The sequence below is a fragment of the Vibrio sp. KMM 9700 genome (assembly GCF_058545285.1).
Map to the genome: position 1 here is coordinate 1,552,532 of NZ_CM178589.1, position 22,188 is coordinate 1,574,719.

Genomic DNA, 22,188 nt, shown 5'->3' on the forward strand with positions numbered 1-22,188 from the left:
ATTTTGCGGCAAATTGTAGCACCTTAAACTTATGTAAGGGATATATTTTGTCGTTTTTATGGATGGATTTGTTTTGATATACTCAGGCAAGCAGTGAACTGATTTTTATACATATACACACCTTATATTACCTATTTTTAGGATTTCTAATGACAGAGAAAAAGAAAGGCGGCTTGCTTTCATGGCTTGGCTTTGGTGAAGAAGAAGCCCAAGAGCAAAAGCCTGCCCAAGCAGAGCAAGAATCAAACCAAGCACAGCAAGATGCACCAGTAACGCCAGAAAAAGAAGAACAAACTGAAGAAAATCAATCTGATATAGAGGTTGATGAACTGGCGACAGAACGCACTGAATCAGAACTTGAGATTGAAGCTGAATTAGAAACAGCTGCAGAAGAAGCACAGCTTGAATCAGAAAGCCAAGTGGAAGCGCAAGCGCAGACAGAAGAAGTTGAAACTCAGCCTGCGCCAATCAAGGAACAAGAAAAGCCAACCGAAAGCTTTTTTGTGCGCCTAAAGCGTAGCTTGCAACGCACAAGTCAAAATATTGGTGCCGGTTTCTTTGGTTTATTCAAAGGTAAGAAGATTGACGAGGATCTTTTTGAAGAACTCGAAGAACAATTACTTATTGCTGACGTAGGCATGAATACAACGGTTAAAATTATCGAAAATTTAACTGAGAAAGCGTCACGTCAAGACTTAAAAGATGGCGAAGCCTTGTATGGTCTGCTTAAACAAGAAATGGCCGATATCTTAGCTGAAGTGGAATCACCATTTGTGATTGATACGAGCAAAAAACCATATGTTATCTTAATGGTTGGCGTGAATGGTGTCGGTAAAACTACAACCATAGGCAAGCTGGCGAAGCAATTCCAAAGCCAAGGTAAATCTGTGATGCTTGCAGCGGGCGATACTTTCCGCGCCGCAGCGGTGGAGCAGCTTCAAGTTTGGGGTCAACGTAATGATGTTCCTGTGATCGCTCAGCATACTGGCGCAGATAGCGCATCGGTGATTTATGATGCGATTGAAGCGGCGCGTGCACGTAATGTTGATGTTGTGATCGCGGATACTGCAGGGCGTTTGCAAAACAAGAGCAACTTGATGGAAGAGTTGCGTAAAATTGTGCGCGTGATGCAAAAAATTGATGCATCTGCACCGCATGAAATTATGCTAACCCTTGATGCGGCAACCGGACAAAATGCGATTAGCCAAGCCAAACTATTTAGTGAAGTCGCGCCTGTTACTGGGATCAACCTAACTAAGCTTGATGGTACAGCCAAAGGTGGCGTAATCTTCGCATTGGCTGATCAATTTAAGATCCCAATTCGTTATATAGGTGTGGGTGAAGGGATTGATGATCTGCGTCCATTTGAAGCACATGATTTTATTGAAGCATTGTTTAGTCGAGACGATACGTAGCCGTTCAATACAGGGAATTTGAGGACAAGCAAGTGATAAAATTTCAACAAGTGAGTAAGGTCTATCGAGGTGGACACCAAGCCTTACAGAAAGTCGATTTCCATTTACGCCGTGGTGAAATGGCTTTTCTTGGCGGTCACTCAGGGGCTGGTAAAAGTACATTACTTAAGCTCATTTGTGCGCTTGAGCGTCCAACGGATGGAAAAATGTCCTTTAATGGGCATGATGTGACGCGTATTCACCGTCGTGATATTCCATTTTTACGCCGTAATATAGGCATGATTTTTCAAGACCACAGACTCTTGATGGATCGCACAGTATATGACAACGTCGCATTGCCAATGCGCATTGAAGGCACCAATGAAAATGAAATCAAACGTCGCGTCAATGCAGCGTTAGATAAAGTAGGGTTACTCAACAAAGCCAAATGCTTTCCGATGCAACTCTCAGGTGGTGAGCAGCAAAGGGTCGGGATTGCACGCGCTGTGGTCAACCGTCCAATTCTACTGCTTGCCGATGAGCCAACTGGTAACTTAGATCATGATCTCTCCTATCAGGTGCTGCATTTGCTTGAAGAGTTTAACCGTGCTGGGGTATCCATCTTGCTAGCAACCCATGACTTACATTTAGTTGAAAGCCGTCCGCAGTATCGTCGTTTTGAATTGAATCAAGGTTTTTTAAGTGAGGTAGAGCGTTATGGCCAGTAAAAAAGGGGCGATGAAACAACGTCCTGTTTCAGAAGGTTTTTTTAAAACCCATTGGCGCCATGCAAAACACTCATTTAATAATCTTTTGCGCCGACCTTTTGGTACTTTTTTAACTTTAATTGTACTGTCTATGTCTTTGGCATTGCCGGCAACTTTTTATATTGCAGGTAAAAACCTGACGCATGTGGCGCATGGTATGGAGTCTGCCTCTGAGGTCAGCGTTTATCTTAAAGCAGGGACGCCAGAAGCGCGTACGATGATCTTAAAAGATGAGCTCGAATCATGGCAAGATGTCGATAAGGTCACTTATATTTCTGCTAAACAAGGTTTGGAAGAGATCAGTAAGCATTCAGGCTTAATGAAGGCGATGTCTTTAATTAAAGCGGATATTCTTCCGCCTGTATTAGTTGTAACGCCTAAATCTGAGTTTCAAGACAGCCAAGGGGCACAAGCTCTGGCGCAGCGTTTAACTGAGCAAGACAGCGTCTCGGATGTACGTTTGGATGAGGATTGGTTTGCGCGTTTGGATGCAATTAAACAAGTCGCGTATGTCGTAGCCGTCTCATTTGCCAGTTTAATGCTGGTTTCTGTGTTCTTAATTGTCGGCAACACGCTACGTTTTAATATCTTAGCGCACAAAGATGAAATCCAAGTGATGAAGCTTATTGGTGCTACCGATCGTTATATTCTACGCCCTTATTTATATACAGGGTTTTGGATTGGCTTAATCGCGTCGGCAATGGCGTGGGGTTTTACATTATTAATTGCCTACTTTGTTCAAGATGCGGTGCGCGATCTTGCCGCGCTTTACGACAGTCCGTTTAATTTAATCGGCTTAGATTTTAATGAAGGCGTTTTATTGATAATGCTTGGTGCATTTTTATCTTTGTTTGCGGCAAATATTTCGGCGCGTCGTCATCTTAGAGAAATAGAACCCGCTTAATATAGCCGAAATCTTCAATTATCTTGGCTATAGCTGTATATAAATAGAAGATCCTGCATGCATATCATGTGGGATTTTTTTTAATTTTAATCTTGAAAAATTCGCAAATAATTCCCATGTGGGTGATAGATCTGTAAATTCAAGTAAAAGAATCTTAAAATTTGTGAACTTGATGATATTATTTTACTCTCAAGTCTTGATGATTGAAAAAATTAGGTTCAGAATATCCTGTGCTAAAATGGATGAGAATCTAAAAGTGGATGAAAATCTAAAGTAGATAAGCAAATCAAGAGGAATCTAATGTCAAACATGTATCCAGTCGTTACTCAAGACAGCTTAGACAGTTATGTCCGTTCAGTAAATAGCTACCCAATGCTCACTGCTGAAGAAGAGCTAGATCTTGCGCAGCGCTTGCATTACCAAGGTGAAATTGAAGCGGCGAAAAAGCTGATTCTATCTCACTTACGTTTTGTCGTGCATGTGGCACGTGGCTACTCTGGCTACGGGCTTCCTTTAGCCGATCTTGTTCAAGAAGGTAACATTGGTTTGATGAAAGCGGTAAAACGCTTTAACCCTGAAGTTGGGGTACGCCTTGTTTCTTTCGCGGTTCACTGGATCAAAGCTGAAATCCACGAATATGTATTGCGTAACTGGCGTATCGTTAAGATTGCGACCACCAAAGCGCAACGCAAACTCTTCTTTAACTTGCGTAAGTCGAAAAAACGCCTCGGTTGGTTTAACCAAGGTGAAGTTGAAACGGTTGCACGCGAGCTTGGGGTTTCTGAAAAAGAAGTCCGTGAAATGGAATCGCGTTTAGCGGCGCAAGACGCAGCCTTTGATATGAGCAATGACGACGATGATGATGCACCGGTTAACTCACCAGTGTTATATCTTGAAGATAAAGCATCTGATGTTGCAGATAATATTGAAGCGGATAACTGGGAAGCGCACAGTAATAATCGTCTCAATAGCGCGATTGCAAGCCTTGATGAGCGTAGCCAGCATATCGTTCGTTCACGTTGGTTAGATGATCAAAAATCAACCTTGCAAGAGTTAGCTGAAACCTACCAAGTCTCAGCGGAGCGTATTCGCCAACTTGAAAAGAACGCAATGAAAAAACTAAAATTAGCCGTGGGTGAGCTATAAGCCTCCGATAAGCTAAAATAAATTCCAATAAAGCCGAGGCCTAGTGTCTCGGTTTTTTTATGTGAAAGATCTTTACAGCTTGTGGATAAGTCTGTGATTAGATCCGATCATAGGGTGTGTAAATTAGGTTTAGATCTCGCTTCATGACGAAAACTTGGATGGGGATAAATAAAAAACTACACACAGCTAGATCAGGATCATTTCCCATATATAGTGGATCTTTTTTCTTCGATCCACTTTATTCACCTAATTCACAGCTTTATCCACAGTTGATTGAATTTTACACAAACAAAGATCAAGTAGAAAACATCCGTCTTTATTTGGCTTGGGATAGGTTATACTCAGCCAAGTTTTGATAAATCAAAAGGGAAGAACAAATGGATCAGTTTCAACATATAGATGTCGCCTCAGCCGCTAAGCTTTTAGATCAAGATAAAGCTGTGATTTGGGATATTCGCGATCCCCAATCTTTTGCGCTGTCACACCCACAGGGGGCCGCTCATTTGACCAATGATACTATGCTTGATCTCACCAATAGTGTGGATGATGAGACGGCTATTTTAGTTATCTGTTATCATGGTAATTCAAGCCAAGGCGCGGCTCAGTATCTCGTCAATCAAGGCTTTGAGACGGTTTATAGTGTGGATGGTGGTTTTGAAGCTTGGAAGAAAGCAGGTCTTGCTTGCGAAAGCTAACCGTGATGAACAATCAAATATAAAACTAGGCGAATGATATGATCCAAATAGCTGTATTAGATAATCCGCGTTTAGCGCAAGCGTTTATTGATTACCTTGCGACTCGCCAGATAGAGATCACCATGACTCAAGATGAGAATAATCATTTTGTGCTCTGGTTAAAGGATCCTACGCATCAAGTGGAAGTCAATCATGAGTTTTCTCAGTTTATTGCCAATCCAAACGATGAGAAGTATGCCGCAGCATCTTGGGAAACAGGCAGCACTTCACAAGCTTTCAAATATCAAAGTCCAAATATGCTGGCTTTGATAAAAGCTAAAGCTGGCGTGGTGACTTTAGGGATCATGCTGATTTGTATTGTTATTTATCTATTACAAAGCCTAGGTTTTGGCCGAGAAATTTTTACTAGCCTGCACTTTCCTGCATATATGGATCAAAAATGGCAGCTCTGGCGTTGGGTAACCCATGCCTTATTGCATTTCTCGATCACCCATATTGCCTTTAACCTGATGTGGTGGTGGCAAATCGGTGGTGATATCGAAAAACGCCTTGGTAGTGGTAAGTTAAGTCTTATTTTCTTGCTTTCTGCTGCTGTCTCAGGAGCTGTGCAATACTATGTTGGCGGGGCTAATTTTGGTGGCTTATCTGGCGTTGTCTATGCCTTGCTTGGTTATGCCTGGATTCTGGGCTTAAAAGCACCACAATTTGGTTTGCAGGTACCCAAAACAATCGTCATCTTTATGCTAGGTTGGTTAGTATTAGGTTTTGTGCAACCACTGATGGCAATTGCCAACTTTGCGCATCTTGCTGGTTTAGTTGTCGGCTGTGCATTAGGTCTGCTTGATGCGTGGCGCATGGCTGATCATGGCGCAAAAAATAAATCATGATCCAAAGAACTAAGATGCAAACTTTAGATTTGAATACGCAAGATATCACTCAGATACAAGAACAAATAGCACAGCTTGAATGGCAAGTGGCAGATGAGTTTGATCTGCCAAGCCAGTTTGACATTAAGGTTTTGTCACTTATGAGCTCGATGACTTCTTTTTTAGAGTCGCAGTGTCAGACCTTAAGTGTGCAGGCAAATCCTCATCAAGCTTATGATCCTCTCGCTCTGACCGCTGCTGAAAAGCGTTTACTTGGAGCGGATCTTGAGCCTGCAAATTTGCAAACTTATTTATTGCGAGAAGTGACTTTGCTTGGAGATAATGCGCCATGGGTGATTGCGCGCACATTGATTCCTCAAAATCAGTTAGCAAACTCACACGAAAACTTCGCAAATCAAGGTAATATACCTATTGGGAAAACGGCATTTGCCTATTCTGATACGTATAGAGATCAGCTTGAATTTGCTATTTTGGTTTTTCAAAATAATAAGTATCAAGAACAACTCATTGCGCGTCGTTCGCGAATTTGGGTCGAGCAAACGCCTTTATTAGTGGCAGAAGTATTTTTACCCGGCTCTCCGGTATATTCAAAAGGAAAATGAAATGACAATGGATAAGGCACAGGCTCTGTGGCAGCTAACAAGGATGGATCGCCCTATTGGCTCATTGTTATTGTTATGGCCAACTCTGTGGGCGCTTGTGATTGCTGCGCAGGGGATACCTGATGCAAGTGTGGCATTGGTATTTATTCTTGGCGTGTTTTTTATGCGCTCGGCAGGGTGTGTGATTAATGATTTTGCAGATAGGAACTTTGATGGTCATGTGAAGCGCACCAAAGCAAGACCGCTGCCTTCTGGCCGAGTGACTGCGAAAGAAGCCTTAATTTTATTCTTTGCCTTGGCTGGTGCTTCATTCTTACTCGTATTGACCATGAATAAGCTGACGATTCAGCTTTCATTTATTGGGATCTTGCTTGCTAGTGCGTATCCTTTTATGAAGCGTTATACGCATTTTCCGCAGCTTATCCTCGGCTTAGCTTTTGGTTGGTCAATCCCGATGGCATGGGCAGCGCAATCAGGCACTCTGCCGGCGCAGGCTTGGTTATTATTCTTGATTAATATCTTATGGACGATTGCTTATGACACTGAATATGCCATGGTTGATCGCGATGATGACCTTAAAATAGGGATTAAATCAACCGCAGTTTTCTTTGGTCGTTTTGACAAGTTAATGATAGGAATTTTGCAGCTTGCATGCATTGTACTCTTGATGTTGCTTGGTGCTTGGTTAGATTTATCCAACGTTTTCTATTGGTCGATATTAGTCGCAGCAGGCTTGTTTGTATATCAACAAAGATTGATTCATAAACGTGAGCGTGAAGATTGTTTTAAGGCGTTTTTAAACAATAATTATGTAGGAATGTTTATCTTTATCGGTTTAGTCGCAAGCTTTATCATTTAAAGGTTGGAGACACCCAAACATAAAAAATCCTCTAGCGATAGGCTCTTTGAGCGGTATATCACTAGAGGATTTTTTGTTTTCAACCAATACTTAACGACTCAGTTAAGATTATTCGTCTTCTTTATCTTCGCGATAAGTCACGCTTTCTTGCAAGCTTAAGATGATCTCAGGTGCAAGTAACTCACCTAATAAATCAACCACGACTTGGGTTTTCGCTGGCACACAGTTGTTTTTGGTATCGACATAGCCACTATCTTTTAATGAATTAAAGAAAGTGGTAAAGGTTGATTTATCAAAAAACTCTGGTGCATGAATACCATGCAAGCGTGATAAACGCTCAGCAATCAGTTGGCTTTGTGACTCAAGTGCTGCGCGATCTGGCTCTTCCATCGCAACCAGTTGCGTAAAGGCAATCGCATAACGCTGCAAGGTTTCCACTATGGTGCGTGAAAGCAAAATCAGGATTTGAACCTTACTTGGGTTCACGCTCAAGATATCATCTTCAATGCAAATTAAGTGTTGACGTTCTAGCTCATTAATATGTTTTTCAAGTTCTTGCTCTAGGCTTTCTTCATCATAATGCAAGAAGAGCTCAGCTTTTAAGAAAGGATACAATAAGCTTACAGCTTGTTTGATCTCTTGCTTAGAAATGCTTTGTTTTTGAATTACCAAGTGCGCAATCAAAGACGGAAGCACAAACAAGTGTATGATATTATTACGATAATAGGTCATCAAGATAGCTTGTTTACGATCAAGCGTAATAATGTCACTCTTGTTATCTTTCTCAACACTAAATTTATCTAACTCTTGCGCATGCTCAACCAATTTTGCTGCGCTAGTTTTTGGTGTTGTGGCATATTCTGAGTAAGGCACATTTCTTAAGATTTGCAGATAGCAATCAATTTGGCGTTCAAGATTTTTACGCGATAAGGCGTGACGACGCGAAGCAAGCAAGGCGGTAGCACTTAAAGTTAAGGCATTTGCTGCTGCTGCATCATTGATGTGGGTCATCATTTTATTCGCGGCTTGGCTGACCACACTATTCATCCATTCAGGCTTAGACTCAGCTTCAGCTTTCGACCAGTCAGGTGCGTGCTCATTTAAGAATTGGTTGAGGTTAATCGGCTCACCAAAGTTGACATAGCCAAAACCAAAGTTACGCAGTTTACGTAGCGTTTTCAGCACCATACCGGCACTTTCTTTTTCTTTTCGCGCACCTGAAAGTTCTTTGGCATAAGTGCCAACTTCCATCACATGCTCATAGCCAACATACACAGGCACTAAAGTCACAGGGCGATTTAAGCCGCGCATCATAGTTTGCACTGTCATCGCCAGCATGCCTGTCTTAGGTTGCAACAAACGTCCTGTACGTGAACGCCCGCCTTCACTAAAGAACTCGACACTATAGCCTTTGGTAAAGAGCTCAGCTAAATATTCACGGAAAATCGTTGAATAAAGCTTATTACCCTTGAAAGTACGACGAATAAAGAAAGCACCACCACGACGGAAGATCTGCCCAGCAGGGAAGAAGTTTAAGTTCACGCCAGCGGCAATGTGCGGCGGAACCATACCTTCATGGTGCAAGACATAAGAAAGCAGTAGATAATCCATATGGCTGCGGTGACATGGTACATAGATAATCTCATGACCATCTTGAGCTAATTTGCGCACACTCGACATATTGTTGATATGTAAGCCTTGATAGAGCTTGTTCCACAACCAACCTAGGAAGCGAGCACCGACGCGGATCAAGGTATAAGAAAAGTCTGCGGCGATTTCATCTAAAATATTGCGCGCATTTTTTCGTGCTTTTTCAATCGAGATGTCTTTCGCTTTGGCTTCTGCTTCAATCGCTTGCTCGATCGCAGGGGATTCTAATAAGCGATTAAATAAAGCTTCGCGCTGTGGCAAACTTGGGCCCGATGCAGCAAGCTTTTGACGTGAGAAGTGAATACGCGCAACACGTGCAAGCTTGTGAGCGATTTCATCATCTGTACCGTGGTTGTCCGCCATATAACGCAATGACACTGTTTGGCTAAAGCGCACTAAGCAGTCACGTCCAGAGCAAATCAAGGCAAAAAACTTCTCAAACCCATTCATTGCTTGTAAGTAAGGCTTTTCTTTACCTTCTTTACTTGGCTTGCGTCCCCATAATACTGCCGTCGGTAAAAGCTGAATATCTAGCTCAGGATCTTGTTTATGCAAATCAAGAAGTTGGCTAAATTGGCTGATCGACATTTGGGAAGGATCAGACGCTTTGCTTTCATCGTCGATAAAAACATAACGATCAAATGTTTTGCCGTCGATTTCAATTGGAGTCAGTGGGTCGGGTAAACCTAATGCGAGCGCTTGTTTTTGTACGCTCATCAAATCAACATTTGAGCCAAAAGGCAGCGCGTAGATCAAAGGCTTCTCAAGCGAGAGACGCAATTCTTCAACCGGGTCGGCTGGAATGCATTTACTTTTTACCAATATAGATAAAGGTAATTTTAGTAAAGTTCGAGAAATGGATTCTCCGTAAGACATAACAAGTGTCGCCTCAAAAAATGACAGATATCCTCGCTAATAAAGAATGTATCCGTTTTTCTTGTGGGTTAGCAAGGGGTATAAAGTTGTGTTGTGCTGCGTGAGCATCCGAACCCTTAAGGATACCAGAAACTGGTCTAACCTATTAGTTTTTTGTGCGCAAACTTACCATCTTATAAAACTAACAATTGGTTGGTGCTATTTTGCACACATTACTTGCATATATTTACGCACTGGATATAATTACAGTTGGCTGTATAAAAAAACAGGTATAAAGATGAAAGCACTAACGCCGCGTCAAAAACAAATATTTGAACTGATTAAAGATAAAATCGAAGTCACCGGCATGCCACCCACACGTGCTGAAATTGCCCGTGAGTTAGGTTTTCGCTCAGCGAATGCTGCTGAGGAACACTTGAAAGCGCTCGCAAAGAAAAATTTCATTGAAATTATCCCAGGCGCATCACGTGGTATTCGTATCATTCCTGAAGAAGGTGAAGAACTTGGTTTACCTTTAATTGGTAAAGTTGCCGCAGGTGAACCTATCCTTGCGCAAGAGCATGTTGAAGAACACTATCAAGTTGATCCGAAAATGTTTAAGCCAAATGCGGATTTTCTGCTGCGCGTACAAGGCATGAGTATGAAAGATATCGGCATTATTGATGGCGATCTCCTTGCTGTGCATAAAACTCAAGATGTACGCAATGGTCAAGTCGTTGTCGCTCGTGTGGATGATGACGTGACGGTTAAACGTCTGGAACGTAAAGGCAAAACAGTATTACTGCATGCAGAAAACGAAGAATTTGCACCGATTGAGGTTGATTTGACCTCACAAGAGCTAAGCATTGAAGGTTTGGCGGTCGGAGTTATTCGTAATAACAACTGGATGTAACTATATTCTTATATTCTGCGATGTAACTATATTCTACATAGTTACATCTACAGCTTTGTTGGCTGCGCGCTCTTGCTCTCGTCACATGTTCTTTTCCCTGCAAATTTGAAGCTGTAGCAGCGCCTATCGGTTATAGAGAAGAGCGTTGATTCGCCCTAGTCACATATATATTATATGCTTCTAGGGTCTCATCTCCTTGTTGCCTTGCTACAACTCCAACTATTTTGGGAAACCACCTTTGTCTATTACAAAATTTCAGTTTTTTAACCTCAAACTACATCAACAAGTGTTGGCGCTTGCCATTCCTATGGTGCTTTCAAATATCACTGTGCCACTCCTTGGTTTGGTTGATACTGGGATCATTGGACATCTTGATCACCCTTGGTATTTAGGTGGGGTAGCACTTGGCAGCACCTTAATTAGCTTAAGCTTCTGGTTACTTGGCTTTTTGCGTATGGCGACCACAGGTTTGGCCGCGCAAGCGCAAGGTGGTCAAAACAAAACGGCTTTAGTTAAAGTGCTGCGTCAAGGCTTAGTGATGGCCGCTTTACTTGCAAGTTTACTCCTCGCACTTCAAGTCCCAATTTTAAGTTTATCCTTTCACCTTTCTGATGCGAGTGAGGCAGTTAAAACCCAAGCGGATATCTATTTCTCGATTCGCATCTGGAGCGCACCGTTTGCGCTTGCCAATTATGTTTTTCTTGGTTGGCTACTCGGCACCCAAAATGCCAAAGCGCCGATGTGGATGGTCATTGCCAGCAACCTCACGAATATCATTTTCGATTTTATCTTTGTCCTAGGGTTAGGTTTAGGGGTTGCGGGGGTGGCTTTTGCATCTGTGTTAGCAGATATCTGCAGCTTTGCTGTGGCAGTCTTTTTTGTCTCCAAAACCTTTCAAAGACTCGCTTTACCAAGTTTAAGAATAAAACTTAATCAAGTGTTTGATGGTGTTTCACGTTTATTAAAACTCAACCGAGATATCTTTTTACGCTCACTTTGCTTGCAAGCAGTCTTTACTTTTATGACCTTTCAGGGCGCAGCTTTTGGCGACAATATAGTTGCTGCCAATGCTGTCTTAATGAGTTTTTTGATGCTCATTTCTTACGGTATGGATGGTTTTGCTTATGCGATGGAAGCTATGGTGGGACAAGCTTTTGGGGCTAAAAGCAAAACTGCTTTGATTGAATCCTTAGTCGGCACTAGCTTTTGGGGGCTAATGCTGAGCCTCATCTTGACTTTAGTCTTTATCTTTTTTGGCGGTGATTTGATTAGCCTAATGACTGATATTGAGAAGGTCGCACAAACAGCGGATATTTATCTTATCTATATGATTTTAATGCCGCTTATTTCGATGTGGTGTTTTTTATTGGATGGTATCTTTATTGGCGCAACCAAGGCTGGAGCGATGCGTAATACCGTTTTTGTCGCTGCTTGTTGCTTCTTTGCGGTATTTTATCTATTTGTTGATTATCAAAATCACGCCTTATGGGCTGCTATGTTGGTATTTATGTTTATGCGTGGGCTTGGGCTTGGGGTGGTGTTATATATCCAATGGAGAGCGCAGCGCTTTTTTGAAACTGCAAGCGATTAAAAGCTAAATCTTTAAAAGATAAGTGTTTAAAAGCCTAGAGTGTTAAATAAAAGAAAACCCCTTCGAGAAGGGGCTTAGTATTTGTGAGTTTAACTCGCGAACTTAAAGTAGTTGTTTGAGCACGCGATCAGCTTTCAAGCGTTTAATTTTACGCATCAGCTTTTTGACATCTTCTGGGTACATTTCCATATGATCAAGCTGCTTATAGCTGCCAATTAGCTGAGTGTGAGCTAAAATACTTTCGACTTCTTGGTTAAACTTCTCTTCCAAAAGCTTGCTCGGATCTTGAATTAAAATCCCGTTTTCTAAGTCTAACTTCCAAGCTCTTGGGTTTAAGTTGTTACCAGTTAAGAGCATATATTTACGGTCAATCCACATGCCTTTAAGATGGAAGCTATTTGAATCATGTTTCCATAGCATCACAGAAAGCTGGCGCTTTGCAATATAGTGTTCATTGGCTTTGGTAAATTGCAGCAGGTTGGTTTCATACAAGTAAGGCAAGCCTGCAATAGTGCGAAAATCTTCTTCCGGCGGAATATAAAAATCATTTGCCGTCTTGTCACCCACGACTATCGTTACCTTTACGCCGCGGCGCAATGCACGTTTGACTTCTTTAGCTATGCTTTTTGGGAAGTTAAAGTAAGGGGTGAATATATAGAGTTCTTCTTCTGCGCACGCAATTAAGTGATTGATATGCAAATTAAGTTTATTTCGTTTGCGTCCCACTCCGACAAGCGGTGTTAAGCTCACCTGATCTTCACGATGTAAGTCGCTTTCAAACTCATAGCTAGATTTAGCTAGTTTTGCGCGAAACTGACGAATCGCAGGTTTCAGTGATTTTGTTGTCGGTCGCGCTTCTTTAGGCTCATTTAAAGCGTTGACGGCTTCATCTTGGCAAATATTGGTTTGAATATAATGCACCATAGAATCAGCAAGCTTTGGATTATGCAGGATATGGTAACGATCAAAGCGATACTTATCTTTATATGCTAAATAGATGTTATTTAAGCTCGCGCCGCTATAGATGACAGTTTCATCAACAATAAAGCCTTTTAGATGCAGAACTCCAAAGATTTCTTTGGAACGAACCGGAACACCTAAAATATTGATCTTATGTTCATATTTTTCGCTAAAGGCTTGATACAGAGCTGCATTACCTTCGCTATGATCGGCGCCAATTAAACCACGTTGCGCACGGTGCCAGTCCACACAGACGGTCACATCTAACTCAGGGTTTCTTTGTTTCGCTTCAAAGAGTTCAGTTAATACTTCACGGCCCGCTTCGTCATCTTCAAGATAGAGGGCGACTAAATAGATGCGAGTCGTCGCATTGCGGATAGCATCTAATAATCGCTGACGAAACTCTGTCGCTGAAAACAGCACTTCAAAGCCTTCTGCGTCTTGATTAATGATTGGGAGTTTTGGAAGTAATTCTTTATGAGCAAGCATAGTTGATGCCCTTATCCTTTTGTCGAAGCAATGATTTCTCAGCTTTTATCTAGGGGTTATCTGATGCATTCTAACAATATATTGAGCTAAAACCTAATGATACTGGTTTTACCATTGTATCAAAAAGTGAAATAAATCAATTCACATAGCCCATACAGACAAGTGCTTTGCCTTGTGCTTTGTATTTATCAAAGCGCGATTGGATAAAACTTGGGATCTCAGCTTGAGAGCTAAATCCATGTTGTCCATAAAATCTTTCAAGATGTTGATAAGCAAAGCAAAAGTGTTTTTGATTAAGGATCTCTTGACGGCAAAAGGCTAGTAACTGATGTCCAATCCCTAAACCGCGATATTCGGGAATCACCAACATTCCAGTTAACAAGAAATAAGGGTCTAGCGGTTTAAAACGCACTAAGCCAATAATTTTACTTTCCAGATATGCAACCACTATCACTTCACTTTTGTTTGGTCTAGCGCTTGGGTAATGCGCCTTATAAATTGGCTTTACCAAAGGCATCATTTGCGGATCTAAAACTTTGATATCAAGTTGATTTGAAATGGTATTTTTAAGCATATGATTTCACGTGGGACAAAATTAGGTTGATGGGGTAGTATGGAGCAAACTATCTAATCTTTTAATATTGCTATGAATATATCTCAAGACGTTAATTTAAAACCTTATCATACTTTTGGCATAAGTGTTCAAGCTAAGTATCTCGTTGAGCTTGGCTCGGTGCAAGATGTTATCTCGGCTTATCAAAATCCTGACTGGCAAACTTTACCTAAGTTAGTTTTAGGTAAGGGCAGTAATATGCTGTTCACCCAAGACTTTGAAGGCGTGGTCTTGCTTAATCGATTAAAAGGCATAAAAGCTGATACGGCGGAAGATGAGGTGTTACTTGAGGTATCGGCAGGGGAAGATTGGCCGAGCCTAGTGGCTTGGAGTATTGAGCAAGGTTATGCCGGGCTTGAGAATTTAGCTTTGATCCCAGGCTGCGCAGGCAGTGCGCCGATCCAAAATATCGGTGCTTATGGTGTTGAGTTAAAAGATTTATGTGAGTACGTGGATTATTTAGATCTCACCGATATGCAGGTTAAACGACTGACAAATCAAGAATGTGAGTTTGGTTATCGAGACTCTATCTTTAAACATGCACTCCATGAAAAAGCAATTATCCTTGGCATTGGTCTGCGCTTGCAAAAGCTTGAAAACTGGCAACCTAAGTTAGCTTATGGGCCACTTAAAGCAGAACAAGCGACGCTCACTTCGCCGCAAGCAGTGTTTGAGAAAGTGTGTGAGATCCGCCAAAGCAAACTGCCAGATCCAAAACAAATTGGTAATGCGGGCAGCTTTTTCAAAAACCCAGTGATTACTCAGCAAGAATTTGATCGCCTGCAAGGGCTTTACCCTGATTTAGGTGGTTACCCAAGCGAAGGTGGTGTCAAGATTGCCGCGGGTTGGTTAATCGACCGTTGTGGTTTAAAAGGCTATCAAATTGGCGGCGCTCAAGTTCATCCGAAACAAGCCTTAGTCTTAGTTAATGCTGGTGACGCAAGTGCGCAAGATGTGTTGAATTTAGCTCAACATGTGAAGCAAAGCGTGTTTGATAAATACCAAGTTAAGCTAGAGCATGAAGTGCGCTTTATGGCTGCGCTCAATGAAACTCGTTTAGAATATCTTTTAGGAGAGGTTGACGATGCAACTTGCTGACAAATATGCGGTTAAATATCAACTCATCCAGACCCTAGCGGATGGCGAGTGGCATTCAGGAGAATCCTTAGGGGAAGCTTTTGGCATGTCACGCGCAGGCATCGCCAAGCATATGAAAGGTTTAATCGATTGGGGCTTAGATATCCAGTCGGTGAAGGGCAAAGGATACCAACTAAGTAAGCCATTGAATTTACTCGATGAAGATTTGATCAGCCAAGCCTTATCCGTACCATTTGAACTTATCCCTGTGATTGATTCTACGAATCAGTATTTAATGGATCAAATCAGCAGTCATCAAGCTCCCCTAGCTCAAGGCCTAAGCTGCGCTGCTGAGTATCAAGCACAAGGTCGCGGCCGACGTGGCAGGCAATGGTTATCACCATTTGGCTCAAACATTTATGTGTCTATGTATTGGCATTTGGAATCGGGTATTGCTGCGGCAATGGGGCTTAGCTTAGCCATAGGTGTGGCGATAGTGGATGCGCTACAAACACTTGGCGCCGATGATGTGAAGCTTAAATGGCCGAATGATATTTACTATCAAGATAAAAAACTTGCAGGTGTGCTGGTAGAACTCTCAGGACAAACCGGTGGCGGCGCTGAGATAGTGATCGGCATGGGTTTAAATATTCAGATGCAAGATAAAGATTCTCAGATTGACCAAGCATGGGTGAGCCTTGAGCAGATATTTGCTGGGCAAAACAAAACCTTGCCAACGCGTAGTGAGATTTTAAGCCAGATCATCAATGCGTGGCATAAATGCTTACTTGAGTATGAAAAACAAGGTTTGGGCGCATTTGTGGATGCTTTCAATCAAAAAGATAACTTTAAAGATAAACCGGTGAAGCTGTTGATGGGCTCAAAAGAAGTGCATGGGATTGCTCGTGGGATTAATCAGCAAGGCGCTATTTTACTTGAGACCGAAGCTGGGATCACGCCTTATGTTGGCGGTGAAATATCATTGCGCCCAGTCTAAGAGCGCATTTTAGAGCTTAGACTAGCGACGTAACAAAACCTTATCCACTTGATGGTTCAAGCCTTTTTGTAAAATAAGTTGTGCACGAGCGCGAGTGGGTAAGATGTTCTCTTGTAGGTTAATCGCATTAATGCTTTGCCAGATGCTTTTCGCTTTACCGACGGCTTCGACATCTGACAGTTGAGTATAATGAGAAAAATAAGAGCCAGGCTTAGTAAAGGCACCTTGGCGCAATTTCATAAATCTATCCACATACCATTTCTCAATCAGTTCTGTTTGTGCATCCACATAGATTGAAAAGTCTAAGAAATCAGAGATAAAGGTCTTTTGCTCATGACCTGGATAATCTTTCGCGCTTTGGAGCACATTCAAACCCTCAATAATCAAAACATCAGGTTGATTCACAACCTTAATTTCATCTGTAATATTGTAAGTGACATGCGAGTAGACAGGGACTTGAATGTTTTCTTTACTTGATTTTACATCAATTAAAAATTGCACCAGACGCTTGGTATCATAAGCTTCAGGGAAGCCTTTGCGCGTCATTAAACCATTTTCTTCTAAATATTCATTCGGATGTAAAAAACCATCAGTGGTGATAAGTTCAACCGATGGGTGATTGTCCCAACGTGAGAGCAGGGCGCGCAGTAACCTTGCTGTCGTACTTTTACCTACTGCCACACTACCTGCTATACCTATGATAAAAGGTGGCGCTTTTTGGGTTTCAGCTTGATGTGGATGAAAAAACTGATGCAAAATATGATTACGCCCTTGGCGCGCGCCAACATACAAGTTAAGTAGGCGTGATAAGGGTAAATAGACCTCAGTCACTTCTTGCATGGTTAAATGTTCATTTATCCCTTGAAGTTCCTTTAAATCCGATTCAGTGAGCGTCATAGGTACAGAATTTCGCAGTTCTGCCCATGTTTTACGATCATAAGCCATATATTGGTTCATAAATGAATGCTCACATTGAATTAAAAAGAAAAAGGAATGATGCAAGATACACTAAGCCTCTTGAAATTTGAATTCTCAAAGCCAAAATCCAGTGAAATACCTCGGAATTTTTTATCTTTTTGATTAAATTTTAACTTTTAGGTTAAAAAATAAGGTTTTTTTGCATTTTTGACTTGCAAGCAGCGCAAACATTCAATAGAATTCGCTCGGCTTGTCTATCAAGCATGTGCCGACTTAGCTCAGTAGGTAGAGCAACTGACTTGTAATCAGTAGGTCACCAGTTCGATTCCGGTAGTCGGCACCATTTCATCTTTTTTAAGGTGAATACAATTTGGAGGGGTTCCCGAGTGGCCAAAGGGAGCAGACTGTAAATCTGCCGGCTCCGCCTTCGATGGTTCGAATCCGTCCCCCTCCACCATATTTTTTGTTATGCTGAAAGTTAGCGTAACAAAGGACTCAAGTTGAGTCACAAGGTTTAAAAGAAGATAGCGCACGAGTTACGTATGCGGGCATCGTATAATGGCTATTACCTCAGCCTTCCAAGCTGATGATGCGGGTTCGATTCCCGCTGCCCGCTCCAACTCTTGCATAGAAATTTGTGTAGCTGATATAGCTCAGTCGGTAGAGCGCACCCTTGGTAAGGGTGAGGTCGGCGGTTCAAATCCGCCTATCAGCACCAGTTCTCATATCTTCCCCCGATTTTTTTAACTGATTACCATTTTTTTGGTTGCGTGGTCTTCAAAGCCACCTAAATCCGTACCTAGAGGGACTATCCATGTCTAAAGAAAAATTTGAACGTACGAAACCGCACGTAAACGTTGGTACTATCGGCCACGTTGACCACGGTAAAACAACTCTTACTGCTGCTATCTGTACTACACTTGCAAAAGTGTACGGTGGTGTAGCGAAAGACTTCGCATCTATCGATAACGCTCCAGAAGAGCGCGAGCGTGGTATCACAATCGCAACTTCTCACGTTGAGTATGATACTCCAAGCCGTCACTACGCACACGTAGACTGCCCAGGACACGCCGATTATGTTAAAAACATGATCACTGGTGCTGCGCAAATGGACGGTGGTATCCTAGTTGTTGCTGCAACTGACGGTCCAATGCCTCAAACTCGTGAGCACATCCTACTTGGTCGCCAAGTTGGTATCCCTTACATCATCGTATTCATGAACAAATGTGACATGGTTGATGATGAAGAGCTTCTAGAGCTAGTTGAAATGGAAGTTCGTGAACTTCTTTCTGAATATGATTTCCCAGGTGATGACCTACCAGTTATCCAAGGTTCTGCTCTTGGCGCACTAAACGGCGAGAAAGAGTGGGAAGACAAAATCGTTGAGCTTGCAGAAGCACTAGATTCTTACATCCCAGAACCAGAGCGTGCTGTTGACCAACCGTTCCTACTTCCAATTGAAGATGTATTCTCAATCCAAGGTCGTGGTACTGTTGTTACTGGTCGTATCGAACGTGGTATCCTACAAGTAGGTGACGAAGTTGAAATCGTTGGTATCAAAGATACTACAACTACAACTTGTACTGGTGTTGAAATGTTCCGTAAACTGCTTGACGAAGGTCGTGCAGGTGAGAACGTTGGTGCACTTCTACGTGGTACTAAGCGTGATGACGTTGAGCGTGGTCAAGTTCTTGCAGCTCCTGGCTCAATCACTCCACACACAACTTTCGAATCAGAAGTATATGTTCTTTCGAAAGATGAAGGTGGTCGTCACACTCCATTCTTCAAAGGTTACCGTCCACAGTTCTACTTCCGTACTACTGACGTAACTGGCGACATCCAACTACCTGAAGGTGTTGAGATGGTAATGCCTGGTGATAACGTACAAATGATCGTTACTCTAATCGCTCCAATCGCGATGGACGAAGGTCTACGTTTCGCTATCCGTGAAGGTGGCCGTACAGTTGGTGCTGGTGTTGTTGCTAAAGTTATCGCTTAATCGCTAAAACTTTCTCGCTTATCAATCTTAGCGACAAAATTAGCTAAGATATGATTTGACGAACAACCTTAAAAAAGGGCATCATTTGATGCCCTTTTTGTGCTTTAAATTGTCTCTTTTTAAACTTTTTTCGAGTTTTTTTATAAAATTGAGATTTTTTGCATAAAAAATTAGAAGTATTCTTCTGTTTACGATGAAATTTTACGCGCTTTATGGTAATTTTCGCCGTGAGGTTAGTTTCCCTGCATATGCGGGGTTTTGTTGTCTACACTAATATCTAGTCATCAAGTCGTTTCGCTTGGTTATAGTTGAGGGCCTTGAACTAGATATACGTATGTATTACAGGTTTAAATATGAAAGGCAAAGCTGAAAAAGCGGGCAAAACTGAAGTAGCCAAAAAAGCTGATGCAAAGCACAATGCCGAAGTCACACAAGAACCTTCAAAAGGTCTAGATATCTTTAAATGGATTCTGATCTTTGCGTTGCTTGCTGCTGCAGTAGTAGGTAACTCTATCTATGGTGATGTGTCTGTTGTTCTTCGTGCAACAGCTGTCGTGATTGTGATTGCAATCGCACTAGCAATCGCAGCATTTACCATCAAAGGTAAAGCGGCAATTAGTTTTGCAAAAGAAGCAAAAACGGAAATTCGTAAGGTTGTTTGGCCGACTCGTCAAGAGACAACACAAACAACTTTTATTGTTTTAGCAGTAAGTATTGTAATGGCTTTGGTTCTATGGGGTATTGACGGCATCATGGTTCGTCTTATCGCATTAGCAACTGGAGTGTAAGGGGTTTTATACATGAGTGAAGCACCAAAAAAACGTTGGTATGTGATTCAAGCCTTTTCTGGGTTTGAAGGCCGTGTTGCCCAATCACTACGTGAGCACATTAAAATGCACAACATGGAAGAGCATTTCGGTGAAGTGTTAGTTCCAACCGAAGAAGTGGTTGAAATGCGCTCTGGTCAACGCCGCAAAAGTGAGCGTAAATTCTTCCCTGGCTATGTGCTAGTGCAAATGGTGATGAATGATGATTCATGGCACTTGGTTCGTAGCATCCCACGTGTAATGGGCTTTATCGGTGGTACCCCAGAGCGTCCTGCGCCGATTACAGATAAAGAAGCTGATGCGATCTTAAATCGTCTTGAAAAAGCGAGTGAAGCGCCGCGTCCTAAAACTCTATTTGAAGCTGGTGAAATTGTCCGTGTTACTGAAGGCCCATTTGCAGACTTCAACGGTACAGTTGAGCACGTTGACTATGAGAAGAGCCGCTTAAAAGTTTCGGTTTCTATCTTTGGTCGTGCAACACCTGTTGAGCTTGAATTTAGTCAGGTTGAAAAATCTGAATAAAAAAGCAACAAAAGGCTTGATCAAAGGCGTGAAGTTAACTATAATTTCGCGCCTTTATACGTTAAAGCTGATTTTTAATTAGCGGTAACGAGAAAGAAATTATTCATCAAAGGGGAGCTGGTTTTTAATCGGCGTTATAACCCAAACTTAGGAAATATCATGGCTAAGAAAGTAGAAGCATATATCAAGTTGCAAGTTGCAGCTGGTATGGCAAACCCAAGTCCACCGGTTGGTCCTGCACTAGGTCAACACGGTGTTAACATCATGGAATTCTGTAAAGCATTCAACGCAAAAACAGAATCAATTGAGAAAGGTCTACCGATCCCTGTTGTTATCTCTGTATACAACGATCGCTCTTTCACTTTTGTAACTAAGACTCCACCTGCTGCTGTTCTTCTTAAGAAAGCTGCTGGCATTAAGTCTGGTTCTGGTCGTCCAAACACTGAAAAAGTTGGCACAGTTACTGATGCACAACTTCAGGAAATCGCAGAAACTAAAGCTGCGGACATGACTGGTGCAGACGTAGAAGCGATGAAGCGTTCTATCGCAGGTACTGCTCGTTCAATGGGCCTAGTGGTAGAGGGATAAGATCATGGCAAAGCTAACTAAGCGTATGAAAAACATCCGTGAAAAAGTGGATGTAACTAAAGAATATGAAATCAACGAAGCTGTAGCGCTTCTTCAAGAACTAGCGACTGCTAAATTCGTTGAAAGTGTTGACGTTTCTGTAAACCTTGGCATTGATGCACGTAAATCAGACCAAAACGTACGTGGTGCAACTGTACTACCACACGGTACTGGTCGTGAAATCCGTGTTGCTGTGTTCACTCAAGGTGCAAACGCAGAAGCTGCGAAAGAAGCTGGTGCTGACATCGTAGGTATGGAAGATCTTGCTGAGCAAGTGAAAAAAGGCGAAATGAACTTCGACGTAGTTGTTGCTTCTCCTGATGCAATGCGTGTTGTTGGTCAACTAGGTACTATCCTAGGTCCACGCGGCCTTATGCCAAACCCGAAAGTTGGTACAGTAACGCCTAACGTAGCTGAAGCAGTTAAGAACGCTAAAGCTGGTCAGGTTCGTTATCGTAACGACAAAAACGGCATCATCCACACTACTATCGGTAAAGCTAACTTCGAAGCAAGCCAAATTAAAGAGAACTTAGAAGCTCTTTTAGTTGCTCTGAAAAAAGCAAAACCTTCTTCAGCGAAAGGTACTTTCCTGAAGAAAGTAAGCATCTCTACTACTATGGGTGCTGGTGTTGTTGTTGATCAAGCTAGTCTTGACACTCAAGCAAACTAATTATTTGCTTAGGCGTAAAATTAGTGTATAATTTTGCGCCTAATTGATGGTTGGGGTATTCGGCGTATTTTGCTCCTCTTTTTGAAGAACAAATGTGTTGTTTGCCTCCATCCAAGACCGTAGGCGTTGTTTGATTTAGCTTTAACTAAGTTAATTGGCAACAAGTTAAGTTAAACAGCTTAATCCCACCTACGTAGATGGTGCCCGAACTGATGGCTTTACTATA

General features: G+C 42.1%; 21 protein-coding genes and 4 tRNA genes. 21 read left to right on the forward strand and 4 right to left on the reverse strand.

Annotation, left to right across the window (positions count from 1 at the left end; translation table 11 throughout):
- The first annotated feature begins 149 nt into the window (after window positions 1-149).
- The 8 genes from ftsY (at window position 150) to ubiA (ending at window position 7,254) form a co-directional block, all read left to right on the forward strand.
- Window positions 150-1,415 (forward strand): signal recognition particle-docking protein FtsY, encoded by a 1,266-nt coding sequence (gene ftsY / locus AC2VOY_RS06960; RefSeq protein ID WP_491830569.1) that lies wholly within the window; start codon window positions 150-152, stop codon window positions 1,413-1,415.
- Window positions 1,416-1,447: 32 nt separating this feature from the next.
- Window positions 1,448-2,122, forward strand: a complete 675-nt coding sequence (ftsE, locus tag AC2VOY_RS06965; RefSeq protein ID WP_491830570.1) for a cell division ATP-binding protein FtsE — start codon at window positions 1,448-1,450, stop codon at window positions 2,120-2,122.
- Window positions 2,112-3,065, forward strand: coding sequence for a permease-like cell division protein FtsX (ftsX, locus tag AC2VOY_RS06970; protein ID WP_491830571.1), 954 nt, complete (start codon window positions 2,112-2,114; stop codon window positions 3,063-3,065). The genes ftsE and ftsX overlap by 11 nt, the downstream gene beginning before the upstream one ends.
- A gap of 300 nt (window positions 3,066-3,365) precedes the next feature.
- A complete protein-coding gene (gene rpoH, locus AC2VOY_RS06975; protein WP_491830572.1) occupies window positions 3,366-4,211 on the forward strand; it encodes an RNA polymerase sigma factor RpoH in 846 nt (281 codons plus the stop codon).
- 377 nt (window positions 4,212-4,588) lie between these two features.
- The gene (gene glpE, locus AC2VOY_RS06980; protein ID WP_491830573.1) at window positions 4,589-4,906 is read left to right on the forward strand and encodes a thiosulfate sulfurtransferase GlpE; all 318 of its coding nucleotides are present in this window, start codon (window positions 4,589-4,591) and stop codon (window positions 4,904-4,906) included.
- Window positions 4,907-4,944: 38 nt separating this feature from the next.
- Window positions 4,945-5,793, forward strand: a complete 849-nt coding sequence (glpG, locus tag AC2VOY_RS06985; RefSeq protein WP_491830574.1) for a rhomboid family intramembrane serine protease GlpG — start codon at window positions 4,945-4,947, stop codon at window positions 5,791-5,793.
- Between the two features lie 14 nt (window positions 5,794-5,807).
- A complete protein-coding gene (locus AC2VOY_RS06990; RefSeq protein WP_491830575.1) occupies window positions 5,808-6,395 on the forward strand; it encodes a chorismate--pyruvate lyase family protein in 588 nt (195 codons plus the stop codon).
- Window position 6,396: 1 nt separating this feature from the next.
- Entirely contained in the window at window positions 6,397-7,254 is an 858-nt protein-coding gene (ubiA, locus tag AC2VOY_RS06995) for a 4-hydroxybenzoate octaprenyltransferase (RefSeq protein ID WP_491830576.1), read from the forward strand.
- A 108-nt stretch (window positions 7,255-7,362) separates the two neighbouring features.
- Here ubiA and plsB read toward each other — a convergent pair whose 3' ends face one another.
- The gene (gene plsB / locus AC2VOY_RS07000) at window positions 7,363-9,780 is read right to left on the reverse strand and encodes a glycerol-3-phosphate 1-O-acyltransferase PlsB (RefSeq protein WP_491830577.1); all 2,418 of its coding nucleotides are present in this window, start codon (window positions 9,778-9,780) and stop codon (window positions 7,363-7,365) included.
- A 277-nt stretch (window positions 9,781-10,057) separates the two neighbouring features.
- Here plsB and lexA point away from each other — a divergent pair, with 277 nt between their 5' ends.
- Both lexA and dinF read left to right on the forward strand, forming a co-directional pair.
- Window positions 10,058-10,672, forward strand: a complete 615-nt coding sequence (lexA, locus tag AC2VOY_RS07005; RefSeq protein WP_491830578.1) for a transcriptional repressor LexA — start codon at window positions 10,058-10,060, stop codon at window positions 10,670-10,672.
- A 238-nt stretch (window positions 10,673-10,910) separates the two neighbouring features.
- Window positions 10,911-12,263 (forward strand): MATE family efflux transporter DinF, encoded by a 1,353-nt coding sequence (gene dinF / locus AC2VOY_RS07010; protein ID WP_491830579.1) that lies wholly within the window; start codon window positions 10,911-10,913, stop codon window positions 12,261-12,263.
- A gap of 102 nt (window positions 12,264-12,365) precedes the next feature.
- Here the strand turns inward: dinF and pssA are convergent, their stop codons facing one another.
- Window positions 12,366-13,712 (reverse strand): CDP-diacylglycerol--serine O-phosphatidyltransferase, encoded by a 1,347-nt coding sequence (pssA, locus tag AC2VOY_RS07015; protein ID WP_491830580.1) that lies wholly within the window; start codon window positions 13,710-13,712, stop codon window positions 12,366-12,368.
- Between the two features lie 136 nt (window positions 13,713-13,848).
- Window positions 13,849-14,286, reverse strand: coding sequence for a GNAT family N-acetyltransferase (locus AC2VOY_RS07020; RefSeq protein ID WP_491830581.1), 438 nt, complete (start codon window positions 14,284-14,286; stop codon window positions 13,849-13,851).
- 72 nt (window positions 14,287-14,358) lie between these two features.
- Here AC2VOY_RS07020 and murB point away from each other — a divergent pair, with 72 nt between their 5' ends.
- Complete coding sequence (murB, locus tag AC2VOY_RS07025) at window positions 14,359-15,423, forward strand: UDP-N-acetylmuramate dehydrogenase (RefSeq protein ID WP_491830582.1); 1,065 nt, start codon at window positions 14,359-14,361, stop codon at window positions 15,421-15,423.
- A complete protein-coding gene (gene birA, locus AC2VOY_RS07030) occupies window positions 15,410-16,399 on the forward strand; it encodes a bifunctional biotin--[acetyl-CoA-carboxylase] ligase/biotin operon repressor BirA (RefSeq protein ID WP_491830583.1) in 990 nt (329 codons plus the stop codon). The genes murB and birA overlap by 14 nt, the downstream gene beginning before the upstream one ends.
- Window positions 16,400-16,420: 21 nt before the next feature.
- Here the strand turns inward: birA and coaA are convergent, their stop codons facing one another.
- Complete coding sequence (gene coaA, locus AC2VOY_RS07035) at window positions 16,421-17,356, reverse strand: type I pantothenate kinase (protein WP_491830584.1); 936 nt, start codon at window positions 17,354-17,356, stop codon at window positions 16,421-16,423.
- A gap of 228 nt (window positions 17,357-17,584) precedes the next feature.
- Here coaA and AC2VOY_RS07040 point away from each other — a divergent pair.
- From AC2VOY_RS07040 to rplA, 9 genes are all read left to right on the forward strand, one after another.
- Window positions 17,585-17,660 (forward strand) — tRNA-Thr (locus AC2VOY_RS07040).
- 29 nt (window positions 17,661-17,689) lie between these two features.
- Window positions 17,690-17,774: transfer RNA gene (locus tag AC2VOY_RS07045), tRNA-Tyr, on the forward strand.
- Between the two features lie 87 nt (window positions 17,775-17,861).
- Window positions 17,862-17,936, forward strand: a tRNA-Gly gene (locus AC2VOY_RS07050).
- Window positions 17,937-17,959: 23 nt separating this feature from the next.
- A tRNA-Thr gene (locus AC2VOY_RS07055) sits at window positions 17,960-18,035 on the forward strand.
- 96 nt (window positions 18,036-18,131) lie between these two features.
- Window positions 18,132-19,316, forward strand: coding sequence for an elongation factor Tu (gene tuf, locus AC2VOY_RS07060; protein WP_491830586.1), 1,185 nt, complete (start codon window positions 18,132-18,134; stop codon window positions 19,314-19,316).
- Window positions 19,317-19,669: 353 nt separating this feature from the next.
- Window positions 19,670-20,104, forward strand: a complete 435-nt coding sequence (gene secE, locus AC2VOY_RS07065) for a preprotein translocase subunit SecE (RefSeq protein WP_491830587.1) — start codon at window positions 19,670-19,672, stop codon at window positions 20,102-20,104.
- 12 nt (window positions 20,105-20,116) lie between these two features.
- Window positions 20,117-20,665, forward strand: coding sequence for a transcription termination/antitermination protein NusG (gene nusG, locus AC2VOY_RS07070; RefSeq protein WP_491830588.1), 549 nt, complete (start codon window positions 20,117-20,119; stop codon window positions 20,663-20,665).
- Between the two features lie 159 nt (window positions 20,666-20,824).
- Window positions 20,825-21,253, forward strand: a complete 429-nt coding sequence (gene rplK, locus AC2VOY_RS07075) for a 50S ribosomal protein L11 (protein ID WP_491830589.1) — start codon at window positions 20,825-20,827, stop codon at window positions 21,251-21,253.
- 4 nt (window positions 21,254-21,257) lie between these two features.
- Entirely contained in the window at window positions 21,258-21,962 is a 705-nt protein-coding gene (rplA, locus tag AC2VOY_RS07080; protein ID WP_491830590.1) for a 50S ribosomal protein L1, read from the forward strand.
- Window positions 21,963-22,188: the final 226 nt, after the last annotated feature.